This is a genomic window from Bradyrhizobium sp. UNPF46, assembly GCF_006658625.1.
In the GTDB taxonomy this organism is placed as follows: Bacteria; Pseudomonadota; Alphaproteobacteria; order Rhizobiales; family Xanthobacteraceae; genus Bradyrhizobium; species Bradyrhizobium nitroreducens.
Window position 1 is genome coordinate 1 of sequence record NZ_LFJB01000011.1, and the last position, 14,648, is coordinate 14,648.

At 64.2% G+C, this 14,648-nt stretch carries 13 protein-coding genes; 2 read left to right on the forward strand and 11 right to left on the reverse strand.

Features of this window, described 5'->3' with window-relative positions:
- Window positions 1-93 precede the first annotated feature (93 nt).
- The gene (locus tag UNPF46_RS06515) at window positions 94-1,032 is read right to left on the reverse strand and encodes a c-type cytochrome (RefSeq protein ID WP_142249470.1); all 939 of its coding nucleotides are present in this window, start codon (window positions 1,030-1,032) and stop codon (window positions 94-96) included.
- Between the two features lie 155 nt (window positions 1,033-1,187).
- Between UNPF46_RS06515 and UNPF46_RS06520 the strand changes: the two genes are divergently transcribed.
- Window positions 1,188-1,604, forward strand: coding sequence for a CHRD domain-containing protein (locus UNPF46_RS06520; protein WP_142249471.1), 417 nt, complete (start codon window positions 1,188-1,190; stop codon window positions 1,602-1,604).
- A 74-nt stretch (window positions 1,605-1,678) separates the two neighbouring features.
- On the opposite strand, the gene UNPF46_RS06525 is transcribed toward UNPF46_RS06520, so the two are convergent.
- The 7 genes from UNPF46_RS06525 to UNPF46_RS06555 all read right to left on the reverse strand — a co-directional run bounded on the left by UNPF46_RS06525 (window position 1,679) and on the right by UNPF46_RS06555 (window position 9,729).
- Window positions 1,679-2,962, reverse strand: coding sequence for a cystathionine gamma-synthase family protein (locus UNPF46_RS06525; protein ID WP_142249472.1), 1,284 nt, complete (start codon window positions 2,960-2,962; stop codon window positions 1,679-1,681).
- 342 nt (window positions 2,963-3,304) lie between these two features.
- Window positions 3,305-3,751: a c-type cytochrome gene (locus UNPF46_RS06530; protein ID WP_100177335.1), complete on the reverse strand. Its 447-nt coding sequence runs from the start codon at window positions 3,749-3,751 to the stop codon at window positions 3,305-3,307.
- Between the two features lie 167 nt (window positions 3,752-3,918).
- Window positions 3,919-6,228, reverse strand: coding sequence for a xanthine dehydrogenase family protein molybdopterin-binding subunit (locus UNPF46_RS06535; protein ID WP_142249473.1), 2,310 nt, complete (start codon window positions 6,226-6,228; stop codon window positions 3,919-3,921).
- A gap of 291 nt (window positions 6,229-6,519) precedes the next feature.
- Window positions 6,520-7,437, reverse strand: coding sequence for an NADP-dependent oxidoreductase (locus UNPF46_RS06540; RefSeq protein WP_142249474.1), 918 nt, complete (start codon window positions 7,435-7,437; stop codon window positions 6,520-6,522).
- A gap of 568 nt (window positions 7,438-8,005) precedes the next feature.
- Window positions 8,006-8,410: a DUF1127 domain-containing protein gene (locus UNPF46_RS06545; protein ID WP_142249475.1), complete on the reverse strand. Its 405-nt coding sequence runs from the start codon at window positions 8,408-8,410 to the stop codon at window positions 8,006-8,008.
- A gap of 347 nt (window positions 8,411-8,757) precedes the next feature.
- On the reverse strand, window positions 8,758-9,207 hold the full coding sequence (locus tag UNPF46_RS06550; RefSeq protein WP_142249476.1) for a c-type cytochrome: 450 nt from the start codon (window positions 9,205-9,207) through the stop codon (window positions 8,758-8,760).
- A gap of 225 nt (window positions 9,208-9,432) precedes the next feature.
- On the reverse strand, window positions 9,433-9,729 hold the full coding sequence (locus UNPF46_RS06555; RefSeq protein WP_246668608.1) for a hypothetical protein: 297 nt from the start codon (window positions 9,727-9,729) through the stop codon (window positions 9,433-9,435).
- A 307-nt stretch (window positions 9,730-10,036) separates the two neighbouring features.
- Here UNPF46_RS06555 and UNPF46_RS06560 point away from each other — a divergent pair, with 307 nt between their 5' ends.
- Window positions 10,037-10,594: a hypothetical protein gene (locus UNPF46_RS06560; RefSeq protein ID WP_100177339.1), complete on the forward strand. Its 558-nt coding sequence runs from the start codon at window positions 10,037-10,039 to the stop codon at window positions 10,592-10,594.
- 20 nt (window positions 10,595-10,614) lie between these two features.
- Here UNPF46_RS06560 and murJ read toward each other — a convergent pair whose 3' ends face one another.
- The 3 genes from murJ to UNPF46_RS06580 form a co-directional block, all read right to left on the reverse strand.
- Window positions 10,615-12,141: a murein biosynthesis integral membrane protein MurJ gene (gene murJ, locus UNPF46_RS06565; RefSeq protein ID WP_142249477.1), complete on the reverse strand. Its 1,527-nt coding sequence runs from the start codon at window positions 12,139-12,141 to the stop codon at window positions 10,615-10,617.
- Between the two features lie 226 nt (window positions 12,142-12,367).
- Window positions 12,368-13,519, reverse strand: a complete 1,152-nt coding sequence (locus tag UNPF46_RS06575; RefSeq protein WP_174719308.1) for a DegT/DnrJ/EryC1/StrS family aminotransferase — start codon at window positions 13,517-13,519, stop codon at window positions 12,368-12,370.
- Between the two features lie 39 nt (window positions 13,520-13,558).
- Entirely contained in the window at window positions 13,559-14,563 is a 1,005-nt protein-coding gene (locus tag UNPF46_RS06580; RefSeq protein ID WP_142249478.1) for a Gfo/Idh/MocA family protein, read from the reverse strand.
- Window positions 14,564-14,648: the final 85 nt, after the last annotated feature.

Consider the following 14,648-nt stretch of genomic DNA (forward strand, 5'->3'; position numbering starts at 1 on the left):
TTCGGTTCTGATTGAATCAGAACCGAAGCTCTAGATTCTTGTTTTGACGCGTTTTCTTCACGCGAACCGGTGTCCACTTCGCTCGAGAACGCTCTAACCGGCTTCCTTGCCGGTTTCCTTGCGCTTCGGCCGCGGCGGCCCTTCCACGGGCGGCAGCGATTTGAGGTACTCCGCCATCGCCGCAATATCCGCCTCGGACAATTGCGAGGTGTTCTTGATCACGCGCGTCATCGCGCCGCCGACGCTGTCGCCGTCGGGCAACTCGCCGTTCTTGAGGAAATAGGTGATATCCTTCGTGCTCCATTCGCCGAGGCGTTTCTGGGTGATGTTGGGCACCCAGCCCTCGCCTTCCGGATTGGGCCCGCCGGCGAAGCGCTGGCTGGCGATGATACCGCCGAGCGCGTTGCGCGGGCTGTGACATTCGGCGCAATGGCCAAAGCTGTTGACGAGATAGGCGCCGCGATTGAATTGCGGCGACCTGGTGCCGTCGGCAACGAGCGGCTTGTCGTCCAGAAACAGGAATTTCCAGATGCCGACATTGCGCCGGATGTTGAAGGGGAAACGCATGTCGTGATCGCGCACCTTGCCGGCCACGGGCGGCAGCGTCTTCAGGTAAGCGAAGAGATCGAGCACGTCCTCGCGCCTGGCGTGCTGGTAGGAGGTGTAGGGGAAGGCGGGAAAATAATGCTGCCCGCCCGGCGAAACGCCGTGCATCACCGCGTTGACGAAGTCCGCCTCCGTCCATTTGCCGATACCGTCGTTCGGATCGGGCGAGATGTTCGGCGCGTAGAACGTTCCGAACGGCGACTTGATCGCGACGCCGCCGCCGAGCTTGACGCGATCGGGCTGGTCGGGTGTGGCATGGCAGGACGCGCAGCCTCCCGCGTTGAACATGGTCTCGCCATTGGCAAGGTTGGCCACATGGGCCGGCGCATTGCCCGCGGCGGCCACCATGGGCGCGCTGAGCCACCAATAGACGCCGAGGGCCGCGACCAGTGCGAGCGCTCCTGCGAGAATTGTTCGTTGCAGCATGCGGATCCATTCACTCGTCGCGGCGAACCTAAGGCCGATGTCGTCGCGGCTCCAGCCACGAAGAATTTAGCCCGCCCCGCCCGGAAACGGGAATAAACTGAAATGCCGGCTGTTGGAAGGTTGGCAGCCCGAACGGGTTCAGCAGGGAGAACGTCATGAACAAGACCGTCATTGCCGCCTTAGCGCTCGGTGCCATTGCCTTTGCAGCTCCGGCCAGCGCCGAAAAGCTGAAAGCAACGCTCGACGGCAAGTCCGAGGTGCCGGCGACGACCAGCAGCGCCACCGGAACCGCCGATCTGAATTATGATGCCGCCAGCAAGAAGCTGTCCTGGACGGTCACCTATTCCGGGCTCTCAGGCCCCGCCACCGCCGCCCATTTCCACGGGCCTGCCGAAGCCGGCAAGAACGCCGGCGTGGCGGTCGCGATCCCGAATGCGGCCGCCAGCCCGGTCAAGGGCGAAGCGACGCTGACCGACGCGCAGGCCGCCGATCTGCTCGGCGGCAAGCTCTACATCAACATCCACACCGCGGCCAACCCTGGCGGCGAGATCCGCGGTCAGGTGACGAAGTAAGCCGCAACGCTGCTTCGTTGCGCGAAGGCCGGGCGCAGGAGGGGCGTCCGGCCTTTTCGATTCCGCTCCGCGGTTCAGGCCGCGTTCAGCGCTTGCGTGAGGTCGGCGATCAGGTCGGACGGGTTCTCGATGCCGATCGAGAGCCGGATCGTGGAATCCAGCACGCCGATCTTCCGGCGGATGTCGGCGGGCACGCCGGAATGAGTCATGGTGGCAGGCAGGCTCGCGAGCGACTCGGTGCCGCCGAGGCTCACCGCCAGTTTGAGGATCTGCAGCGCGTTGAGGAATTTCACCGCTGCGTCCTTGCCGCCGACGATGTCGAACGAGAATGTGGATCCAGCACCGAGACACTGCCGCGCAAATACACGTCCGGCCGGTGAAGCCTCCTCGTGATGACCGAGATAGTGCACCTTGGCCACCTTGGGGTGATCGCGCAAGAAATCCGCCACGAGGCGCGCATTCGCATCGGCCCTCTCCATGCGCAGGCTCAGCGTCTCGAGCGAGCGGCTGATCATCCAGCAGGAATGCGGATCGAGCTGGGTGCCGATGGCGCCGCGCAGCGCCTTGATGCCCTTCATGATCGCCTTCGAGCCGAGCGCGGCGCCCGCAATCAGGTCGGAATGGCCGCCGACATATTTGGTCAGCGAGTACAGCGACAGATCCGCGCCATGCTCGATCGGCCGCTGAAACACCGGCCCGAGCAGCGTGTTGTCGCAGGCGATGATCGGCGTGTGCCCCTGCGTCTTGCCGATGGCATCGGCGATGCGACGGATCATGGCGACGTCGACCAGGCCGTTGGTCGGGTTGGCGGGCGTCTCGATCAGGATCATCGAGACGCGGCCCTTGGCCATCGCCTCTTCCGAGGCCTGCCTGACGCCCGCTTCGTCGATCCCATCGGCAAAGCCGACCGCGCCGATCGACAGGCGCGCAAGCGTGTTGGTCAGCAGCGTCTCCGTGCCGCCATAGAGCGGCTGCGAGTGCAGGATGACGTCGCCAGGGCGGACGAAAGCGAGGATCGTGGTCGCGATCGCCGCCATGCCGGACGAGAACAGCGCGCAGCTCTCGGTACGTTCGTAGACCGCGAGCCTGTCCTCGACGATCTCGCTGTTGGGGTGGTTGAAGCGCGAATAGACCAGGCCCGCGCCCATGCCTTCCGGCGGCTCACGCCGGCCGGCGACGTAATCGAAGAAGTCCTGCCCGTCTTCGGCGGTCTTGAACACGAAGGTCGAGGTCAGGAACACCGGCGGCTTGATTGCGCCTTCCGACAGTTGCGGATCATAGCCATAGGTCAGCATCAGCGTCTCAGGATGCAGCATGTGATTGCCGATATGCGTCTTCGACGGGAACGGTTTGACCATGGCCTGTCTCGCTGTTGATTGAGATCCTCGCCGCGCGCTGGAGCTCCCGCTGTCATAAGACAGTCAGGAACGAGATACGCCTTATCGCATCAACGTCGCGGCGTTGCTGCGAAGATAACCCCTCCGAGCATCATCCGTCAGACCTTGCGGACAGAAAAAGGGCGGCTGCTTTCGCAACCGCCCCTCGTGATTCCTGTAGCCCGGATGGAGCGTAAGCGTAATCCGGGATGGACTTTCAACTCGGATAGAACCCCGGATTGCGCGGAGCCTGTCATCGGGCGGCGCTTTGCGCCGACCCGTTGGCTGCATCCGGGCTACGAAGCTTTATCCGAGCTACGAGCCTCAGCCGTTCTTGACGCGGTAGGTCTCGTGGCAGCCGCCGCATTCCTTGCCGATGGCAGGCATGTTCGCTTTGAGCGAGTCGAGATCCTTGATCTTGCCCTTGGCCTCGCTGACGATCTTGGCAAAGCCAGCGATCTTGGCGTCGAAGCCGGCTTTGTCCTCCCAGACCTTCGGCGAGGTCGAATAGTCGCCGTCGAGCTTCACGCCCTTGGCGCTGGCCGGAAACAGGTTCGGCAGCTTCTTGGCGGTATCCTCGAATTGCGCCAGCGCGCTATCCACCGTGGCCTGGTCGTAGGGCTTCTCGCCCTTCACCATCGCCGACATCGCGCCCGCGTTCTTGCCGTTGCCTTTCATGAGCGTCTGGACCTCCTTGACGGAGTCCTGTTGCGCCCAAACCGCGCCCATCCCGAGCAGCAGCGCGCCCCCAACGATCAACACTCGCTTCATTCGCAAAATCCCTTTCCTCGATCTCAGGATCGTGCCGACCCCTCCATGGGCCAACACCGATTGGCAGATTTCATTCCCGCCGGAGCGCGACGAAAAATCGTCGCACGCCGGCTGATGGGTGTGCAAACGCGTCCGCCCCGCAAAACGGGTGCCGCGTTTGCCGGATACTAAAGGCTGTGACGGCGATGGTGCTCGCTGATCGCGATCCACACCCGCTCAGGGGTCGCCGGCATGTCGATGTGGTCGATCTTGTATTCGCGCCAGAGCGCATCGACGATGGCGTTGACGACGGCCGGACAGGAGCCGATCGCGCCGGCCTCGCCCGCCCCCTTCACGCCCATCGGATTGGTCTTGCAGGGGACGTTGGCGGTCTCGAACACGAAGGCCGGCCCGTCCGCCGCCCGCGGCAGCGCATAGTCCATGAAGGTCGCGGTGATGAGCTGGCCGTCGGTCGGCCCGTAAACCACCTGCTCCATCAGCGCCTGGCCGATGCCCTGCATGGCGCCGCCATGCACCTGGCCGGCCAGCAGCAGCGGATTGAGCGTCTTGCCGAAATCGTCGACGATCACGTAGTTGACGATTTTGATGATGCCGGTGGCCGGATCGATCTCGACCTCCGCGACGTGGGTGCCGTTGGGATAGGTGCCGTCGGCGCTGGCAAAGGTCGCGCTGCCGTTGAGCTTCGACGGATCGACGCCGGGCCGCTTGGCGAGATCGGCGAACGAGATCGAGCGGTCGGTGCCGGCGATGCGCACGATGCCGTCGGTGATCTCGAGGTCGCCGGCGCTGGCTTCCAGCGCCTGCGCCGCTATCTCCTTCAGCTTCGAGCCGAGCTCGCGCGTGGCCCGCTCGACGCTGACGCCGCCCGAGGGAATCGAGGCCGACCCGCCGGTGCCGAGGCCCGTTGCGATCTCGTCGGTATCGCCCTGTCGGACGTGGACGCGCTCGGGCGCGACGCCGAACTGCTCGGCGACGATCTGCGCATAGGCGGTCTGGTGGCCCTGCCCGCTCGATTGCGTGCCGATCAGCACGGTGACGTCGCCATTGGGATCGAGGCGAACGTTGGCCGTCTCCTCGCCCATCACGCCACAGACCTCGACATAGCTCGCGAGCCCGATGCCGCGGATCAGGCCGCCCTTCTTGGCGAGCTTCGCGCGCTTCGGAAACTCCTTCCACTCGGCGATCTCCATCGCGCGCTTGAGATGCGCGGCGAAGTCGCCGGAATCGTAGACCTTGCCGGTCGCGGTCTTGTAGGGCAGCGCCTTCGGCGGGATGAAATTCTTGCGGCGGATCGCATCCGGCGTCATGTCGAGTTTTCGCGCGCAGGCATCGACGAGGCGCTCGATCACGTAGGCCGCTTCGGGACGGCCTGCACCGCGATAGGCATCGACCGGCACGCTGTGGGTGAAGATGGTGCGCACCCGGCAGTGGAAGGCCTGGATGTCGTAGAGGCCCGGCAGCATGCCGGCGCCGCCATGGGGAATATAGGGCCCGAAGGTGGACAGATACGCGCCCATGTCGCCCATCAGGTCGCAGTCCATCGCGAGGAACTTGCCGTCTTCAGTCAGCGCCATCTTGGCGGTGGTGACGTTGTCGCGGCCCTGCGCATCGCCCATGAAATGCTCGGTGCGGTCGGCCGCCCATTTCACCGTCTTCTTGAGCTTCTTGGCCGCAACCGCCATCAGGGCGTATTCGCGGTACGGGAACAGCTTCGTGCCGAAGCCGCCGCCGACGTCGGGGCAGATCACCCGCATCTTGTCGGTGGGGATGTTGAGCACGTTCTGGCAGAGGATGTCGCGCAGGCGGTGGCTGCCCTGGCTGCCGACCGTGAGCGTCAGATGGTCGCGCTTGGCATCGTATTCGCAGACCGCCGCGCGCGTCTCCATGAAGCTCGCGACCACGCGCGGATTGACGATGGCGATTTCGGCCACCGCATGCGCCTTGGCGAAGGCCGCTTCGGTCGCCTTCTTGTCGCCGATCGAGACGTCGAACAGCACGTTGCCGGCCTTGTCAGGCCAGACCTGCGGCGCGCCCTTCTTCACGGCGTTGACGACGCCGGTCACCGCCGGCAACGGCGACCATTTGACCTCGATCGCCTCGATCGCGTCGCGGGCCTGGTCGATGGTCTCGGCAACGACGAAGGCGATGGAATCGCCGACATGGCGCACCTCGTCCTTGGCCAGGATCGGGTAAGGCGGGCCGGTGAAGGGATCGGTCTCGAGATTGAACAGGCACGGCAGGTTGCCGAGATCCTTCACATCATCAGCGGTCAGAATCAGCGCGACGCCCGGCAGGCCGCGGGCGCGGCTCGCATCGATGGTGTATTTGGCGTGCGCATGCGGCGAGCGCAGCATCAGGCAGCGGAGCGCGGCCTGCGGCGCGTAATCGTCGGTATAGCGGCCCTTGCCGCGGATGAGCGCGTCATCCTCCTTGCGCAGCACGCTTTGGCCAACGCCGAACTTGATGGGAGCCGCCATTTGAAATTCCCGTTCTCATGGTTGTTTTGCCGGCATATTGCCGTGGAAAAACTGGCAAGGCAAACGGGTTTAGGCGGAGATCGTCCGTGAAAGAACGTCTCCGACCCGGCGGACGTCCCTGGCGCGCCCCCCTCTTTGTGGCCCACGACAAGCATTATTGATCGTGCGGTCCAGCGTCGGCCGATGGCGGCAAAGGGGAGGTTTGCAGATGGCGAGTGACCGCTCGGACATGCTCCAGCCGGCCGACCTCGACGAGCCGGCCGGCTGTGCGAATCAGCGGACGCGCATCGCTCAGGGGCGAACGCGGATGATCGTGCTGCCCTTGCGCCGCTCGGTCGGATTCAAGGCGGCGACGGCATTGTCGAGGGTCGAGACGTTGCCAATATTGGTCCGCAGTCGTCCGTCCCGCACCCGCTGGGCGATCTCAATCAGTTGGCCACGATCGGCCTCGACGACGAAGTCGATCGCCTGCCCGCTGGAAGGCCGCGCCTCCACCGGCCCGACGATGGACACCAGTGTTCCGCCGGCTCGAATGAGTGCTGCGGACCGCTTCTGGATGTCACCACCGATGACATCGAACACCAGATCGACTTGGCCGACGTCCTCCAGTGCGTCGTTGTCGAGGTCGACGAACGCGTTCGCGCCAAGATCGAGAACTGTCTGACGATCGGCGGCACGTCCGGAGCCGACGACGTAGGCTCCGGCCGCTCGTGCGAGTTGCGTCACCATGGATCCGACTGCGCCTGCCGCCCCGTGAGCCAGCACGCTCTGCCCCGCCTGAAGACGACCATGCTGGAATAGCCCTTGCCACGCCGTGAGGCCCGAGATCGGCAGGCTCGCGCCGACAGTAAAATCGACGTCGCCCGGAAGCGGCGCAAGGTTGCGCGCCTCGATCGCCACATACTCGGCCAGCGCGCCATCGCGATACCAGTCCGCGAGGCCGAACACCCGTTGTCCCACCGACAGCCCCATCGTTCCATAGCCAAGGGCAGAGACCACTCCGGCCAGTTCGTGCCCTGGGATCGACGGCGTTCGAGCGCGATCCAGACGATCGGCCCAGCTCGAGGGCCATTCAAGCTCGGTCGGGATAAATCTCGATGCGTGAACCTGGACGACGACATCGTTTATCGCTGCCTGCGGCTCGGGCCGGTGCACCAGCTTCATGCCGCCTGTTCCCGCGGCTTGCTCCGTTACAACGATTGCCTTCATGGGATTTTCTCCTTGGTCATTTGTCTCTTCGGTGAAAGCGTGAGGAAGCGCGCACGCGCCGGCTTTCCACAAAATGCAAGGCAGTGTGGAACTCCCGTCTCCGCGTCAGCGATCGAGTTGTCTGCGCTGACCGGAACTCCCGCTGAGCCCAATGGACCGTGCTCGCCCCGATCCATGGTCGCAGCACGTAGATGCGTTCGGCCGGGCTATAAAAAAGTACCAAGATCGATGATTACGACTGTACCAGCCGATGCGTGATGTCGGCCTCGAGACTGCGAGCCGAAGAGAATCGCAAAACTGGGGCTTTGCTGGTTGCTGCGGAAACCAACGGACTGCACTTGTCCGAGCTCACGGAGAGTCCTAACCGCGCACCGGCGAGACCAGCCATCCGTCGGCGAAAGACCACCTCGCGCCCTGTCAGAGCGGGATTGGGCGGAACGGCCGCAGCTCGGTCATTTCCCTGTGAAGATCGATGATCCTGCACCGCAGCGCGCGCCTTGCGAAACAAGCGACAGTCTTGACTATCACTTGTTCGCAGAGCGCATGTCCGCGTCGGGCCATTGATCGTTTACATCCCACTGCGATTCAGCAGATGCCTCGTACGGTCTCTCAACGCGTCGAGCGCTCGCCCAGGGGCGAGGTGGCCGATCTCGCCGCGCGTCAGGCCAATATCCATCAGTTCCCTGTCACTCAGGTCCTGCAGGGTGACCCGTGAATCCTGGTGCCATTGCCGAAATGCACACCAATATTGCTTGAGCAGACCGAGGACGCTGAGCCCCGGTTCGGCCACGGCACGAGCCGCTTCCCTACCCAACAAAGCGTCGCCCGGCGCTGCAACGGACGCATCAACGCGCGCCGCTGCCGCCAGGACCTCGTCCATGGCTCTCTTCGCCGCCGCGATCGAGCGGTTGAGGCGAAGCACCGCAGCATCTCGCTCGGCTTCGGATGTGATGGTCGTCAATTGCGGTGGCATCGGATGCTCCTGCTGTTGAGCCGGCAGGGAACGTGGCCACGAAAAAGGCCCCGTCCGATGCCGGCGGGGCCTGGTGGAAAAGATGTCGTCGTCGAATTGCTAGCGCACGACTCCTCCCACGGCCCAGCCGAAGCGGGTCATGTGGTTGCGGTTGACGATGCGCGAGCGTTTAGTCATGCAGCGCTGATATCACGGCAATCGCACAAAATCAAGAGATGTGGAGAGGTTGCATGCATCCTTGAGGCGAACACCTCGTTTCGGCGGATGCATCGTCCAAGGCCTCGGATCGCCTTCCGTAGGCAGGCGCTCCAGCGGAATGGGCGAGCGATCTCGATGCTTGCCGGCTGCTACTTTTGCTGAATACGACCGATATAATCGACGACAGAGAGGATGCGCTTTCGCACGACGACTTCCGGACTTTGCTCGGGGCCGGCTTTCTGCCAATAGGACGGATCGACATAGTGAGGCAAATTGACGATGGGGTTGAATCGTTCTCCCCAGATCGGCATTTCACGCGTGCCGTGGGCGGGAATCGTCTTCATTCCATCGATGACTTCATAGACGGTGTTCGTTGGAAACACGCCGTTGTTGTTTTTGGCCAGGATCGTCAAATCGGGCGGCGGTGTCTTGAGCTGATCGCTGACCGGTCCTTTGCCCCTGGCATCCGCACCATGGCAACTCGCGCACGAGGACTGAAATTCCAACTTGCCGACGTCGGGATCTTCAGCCTGAGCCGCCGCGGCGAAACCAGCGGCAAGACCGGCAATGATCAGACATTTCACAGCAGATTTCACCATGTCCTGCTCCCCCCCCCGCCTGGCCGGCAAAACTAGCCGCTTCGCCCGCCGGGAGTTTGACTCACATCAAGACTGGCTTCCAGCCTAAAGGTTGCGAAAACCTGTCGCGTACGATCGGTCCGCGCCTAAGCATGGTCCGGAAAAGTGCGAAGCGGTTTTCCGAAAAGATCATGCGCAAACAACAACCTAAAGCGCGATGATAATTGATCCAAATCTCATCGCGCTTTAGCCGCGCACCAGCGAGACCAGCCAGCCGCGGCCGAACAGGACGAGGATCGCGAGCGCGTAGACGATGACGCCACCGACCGCGAGCAGAACCAGCATCACTTCATCGTGGAAGTGCATCGGGCCCAGCGTGGGTCCGCCAAAGCGCGCAATCAGCCAGAACGCGGCGGCGAGGACGATCCCCCTCAGCAAAAATTTGCCGAGCGACAGCAGCCAGGCGCGGTCCAGCACGAGAAAGCCGCGCCGGACGGCGAAGAACAGCACCAGCAGCAGAATGTTCGTCAGTTGCGGTGGCATCGCATGCTCCTGCTGTTGTGCCGGCAGGGAGCGTGGCCAAACAAAAGGCCCCGTCCGATGCCGGCGGGGCCTGGTGGAAAAGATGTCGTCGTCGAATTCCTAGCGCACGACTCCTTCCACGGCCCAGCCGAAGCGGGTCATGTTCTAGAGGTTGACGTTGCGCACGGATTTGATCATGAGGCGTCAGTACCACGGCGATCGCACAAAATCAAGAGATGCGCGGAGGCTTGTTGCATCCTGGAGGCGAGCCCCTCATGCTGACCACGTTCCAAGCGCGTTCTGCTGCGGGCAAACTTCGCAGGTCCTGATGTCGATCCGAAAGATCATTTTGCTGAACGCCCTGCTCGTTTCGAGCGTTGGCGTATTGGGCGTGCTGACAGACGAGCCGTACTGGCGAGCCGTAGGACATGCCCCATGGCTCTACGACTATTTTTTCTGGCTGGCGCTGGCGCTTAACGGACCGTCCGGCTTCCTCGCTGACTACGCGGCCTGGCTCGCCATCGATAGCTTCCATCTCCATCGGCAAATGCGGGTGCTGGCGGAGCACGAATGGCAGTTTGCCATTCAGTATGCGCTTTGGCTTTTGCTTCTCTGGCCCCAGTGGCAGGCCTACGATATTCTCGTGCGCTGGTGCAGAGGTCATCCCCATCGCGAGGCCGCGCTCCGCATGGCGGCGTTGAGCATCGCCTTGGTTGGCTGCGTCTGGGCTTACCAATCCTGGCAACCGAGCCACCGGGTCGGGCTCTTTTTCATCGATCGCTTTTTTTGGGTTGCGCGCGCGATCGGTCTCGGACTCTCAGGTATCGTCGTCCTTCTCTATGGCCAACTGGAGCAGGTCCGCACTTCGCAGGTGAAGCGGATCTGACGAACCTAATCGATACGCGCCTAGCCGCGCACCAGCGCGACCAGCCACTTGCGGCCGAACAGCACGAGGATCCCGAGCGCGTAGACGATCGTGCCGCCGACGGCGAGCAGGACCAGCATCAATTCATCCCGGAAGTGCATCGCGCCCAGCCAGGACCAGCTGAAGCGCGCAATCAACCAAAACGCGGCAGCGAGGATGAGGCCGGTCAGCACGAACTTGCCGAGCGACAGCAGCCAGGCGCGGTCCAGCACGAGAAAGCCGCGCCGCACGGCGAAGAACAGCACCAGCAGCAGATTGGTCCAGACGCCGACGGCGGTGGCGAGCGCGAGGCCGATCTGCGCGAGCGACCCCATCAGGGCGACCTTCAGCGCGACATTGACGGCGATACCGGTCAGCGACGCCCGCACCGGCGTCGCGGTGTCCTTGCGAGCGTAGAAGGTCGCGACCGCGCTGCGGATCAGCACGAAGGGGATCAGGCCGATGGCATAGGCCGCGAGCGTGCCGCCTGCGGCAACCGCATCGGCCTTGGAGAATGCGCCGCGGGCGAACAGCGCGCGCATGATCTGGTCGGGCACGGTGAGGAAGGCCGCGACGAACGGAATCGAGAACAGCAGCGTGAAATCGAAGGCGCGGCGCTGCGCCTTCATCGCGCCGTCATGGTCGTTGGCCGTGATCCGTTTCGACATCTCCGGCAGCAGCACCGTGCCGATGGCGATGCCGATGACGCCGATCGGGAGCTGGTTGAGCCGGTCGGCATAATAGAGCGCCGACAGCGCGCCGGCGGGCAGGAAGGTCGCGATGATGGTGTCCGCGAACAGCGCGACCTGCGTGCCCATCGAGCCGAGCGTCGCGGGGCCCAGTGCCTTGAAGAAACCGCGCACGTCCTCGTCGAGCTTCAAGGGCGCAAAGCGCGGCAGGCCGCCATGGCGGGCGAGATCGCCGGCCAGCAGGAAATATTGCAGGAAACCGGAAATGAGAACGCCCCAGGCGGCGGCATGGCCCGCGGTCGGAAACCAGACGGCGACCGCCAGCGTCATCATCATCGCGACGTTGAGGAAGATCGAGGCGGCCGCGGCGCTGGCAAAGCGCTGCATCACGTTGAGCATGCCGCCGTAGAGCGTCACCAGGGTGATCAGCAGAAGGTAGGGAAAGGTGATCCGGGTCAGTTCGATCGCGAGCTTGCGCTGCTCGGCGTCTTCGGAAAAGCCCGGCGCCAGAATGCTCATGGCTTGCGGCATGAACAGCCAGGCAACGATCAGCAGCACCACCTGCGAGGCCAGGAGCAGCGTGAAGATGCGGTCGGCGAACAAATGTGCAGCCGCCTCCCCCTTCTCGCCATGGACATGCGCATAGGCCGGCACCCAGGCGGCGTTGAAGGCGCCCTCGGCGAAGATCGCACGAAAATGATTGGGCAGCCGCAGCGCCACGAAAAAGGCGTCGGCCACGGGGCCGGCGCCGAGGATCGCCGCGAGCATGATGTCGCGGGCAAACCCCGTCACCCGCGAGAGCAGCGTGTAACCACCGACCGTGAAGATGCGTCCGAGCATGCGTCTGTTTTAGAGACTTAGCGAACAGAGGTCGAATGCATCTTGCGATGCGCATTACTGAGCCCTCTCCCCTTGTGGGAGAGGGCGGCGCCGGAGGTAGACACAAACTCACTCGGGTGAGGGGTCTCCCTCGCAGCATTCCGTGCGGAGAGAGACCCCTCACCCGTCTCGCCGCTTCGCGGCGAGCCACCCTCTCCCACAAGGGGAGAGGGGAAGAAAAGCAAGCTCAGCCCGCCAGCGCGCCTTGCACGGCGGCGATCACCCGCTCCTGGTCGGCTTCGGTCAGATAGGCATGCATCGGCAGGCTGATGACGTCCTGCGACAGGCTCTCGCAACCCGGCAGGCCGCCGTCGGCGACCGGATAGTGCTTGTAGGCGGTCTGCTGATGCATCGACTTGCCGTAATAGATCGCGGTCGGCACGCCCTGGGCCTTCAGCGCAGCGGCAAAGCCGTCGCGGTCAGTGCCTTTGGGAAGACGGATCGTGTACTGCGCCCAGACCGAGGTATTGCCGGGCGCCAGGCGCGGCACGGTCACGACATTGGACAGCCCACGCGCGTAGCGCTCCGCTACCCTGTTGCGGGCCGCGATCTCGTCGTCAAAGATCTTCAGCTTCTCGATCAGCACCGCGGCCTGCATGGTGTCGAGCCGGCCGGTCAGGCCGAGGCGGACGTTGTCGTATTTGTCGACGCCCTGCCCGTGCACGCGGATGCTGCGCAAGGTCGCCGCGAGCTCGTCGTCATCGGTGAAGATCGCGCCGCCGTCGCCGAAGCAGCCGAGCGGTTTAGCCGGGAAGAAGCTGGTCGCGGTGGCGAGCCCGAAGGTGCCGAGCTTGCGGCCCTTGTAGCTGGCGCCAAAGCCTTGAGCGGCGTCGTCGAGCACGAACAGGCCCTCGGCCTTGGCGATCTCGGCGATGGCGTCGTGATCGGCGGGCTGACCGAACAGGTCGACCGGAATCACCGCAACCGGCTTGAGGCCGGCCTTGCGCGCGGTCGCGATGCCGCGCTTGAGCGAATCCGGGCTCATGTTGAAGGTGGTCTCGTCCACGTCGACGTAAACCGGCGTCGCGCCGGTTCGCGCCACCGGCGATGCCGTCGCGATGAAGGTGAAGGACGGACACAGCACGGCATCGCCGGGCCCGACGTTCTTCGCCATCATCACCATCAGGATCGCGTCGGTGCCGCTGGCGCAGGCGACGACGTGCCTGGCGCCGCTGTAGGCCGCGAGCTGCTTCTCGAGCTCGAACACCTCGGGGCCATTGACGAACTGGCAATGGTCCATCACGCGCTTGACGGCTTCATCGAGCGAGGCTCCGAGCCGGCGGCGCTGCGAGGCGACGTCGATGAAGGGAATGGGTTCGGAACGCAGATGCTGGTTCATGACGCCTTGCTGGTTTTGAGCGGTCGACATGGAAAGGGATCAGCCGGCAACGCGGCGCGGGCCCTTGAGGGCGGGCGATTTGGCCGCGGGCCGCGACGGCGTCTCGAGGCACTGGGTCGCGATCTCGAGGCTGGCGACGCCCTCGTCGCCGGTGACCGCCGGCGTCTCGCCGTTGCGCACCGCCTTGAGGAACGCGATCAGCTCGGCGCGCAGCGGCTCGTCATGTCCGACCGGCAGATGCCGCATCGAGTAGCTGCCATCCGGCTTGAAGCCGAAACATTCGGTGACCTGGCGCGTCAAGAGATCGCCCATCACGTATTTGCCGCGGGTCGCGACCGTGACGCTGCGCGCCTTGAACGGCGTCAGCCAGTTGGTGTTGATGTGCGCGAGCACGCCGTTGGCGGTGCGGAACTGCAACAGCGCGATGTCCTCGCGCTCGGCGACCGCGCTCGACAGCTGCGGCTGCACCTCGACGATGTCCGATTCGGTGAACCAGCGGATCAGGTCGATGTCGTGCACGGCGAGGTCGATGACGACGCCGACATTGGACATGCGCGGCGGGAACGGGCCGACGCGGGTGATCGCGATGGAGAGAATGTCCTCGCCCGCAATCGCCTGCTTGACGGCGGCGACCGCCGGATTGAAGCGCTCGACATGGCCGACCATCAGCGTCACGCCCGCCTTGTGCGCGGCGGCGACGATCTCGCGGCCCTCCGCCACCGTGGAGGCGATCGGCTTCTCGACCAGGACATGGATGTTCTTGGCGATGCAGGCGAGCGCGACCTCGTGATGCAGATGGGTGGGAGCCGCGATGGTGACGGCGTCGACGCCGGCGGCGAACAGCTCGTCGAGCGTCTCGAAGCTCGGACAGTTGGCGAGCTCGGTCGCGCGGGTGCGATGTGCGTGTGAAGGATCGACGACGCCGACGAGGTTGACCCCGGGCAGGCCGCTGAGCACGCGCGCATGGTTGCTGCCCATCACGCCGGCGCCAATGACACCGACGCGCAAGCCGGCCTTTGCCGGTGCAGATCCTTTGGAACTCATCTGAGCAAACCCCGATTCAACGCAAATCCCCGGCGCGCTTCTAGCACGGACGCCACATTTGTGGCGAATGCCACCCTCGCGGCCC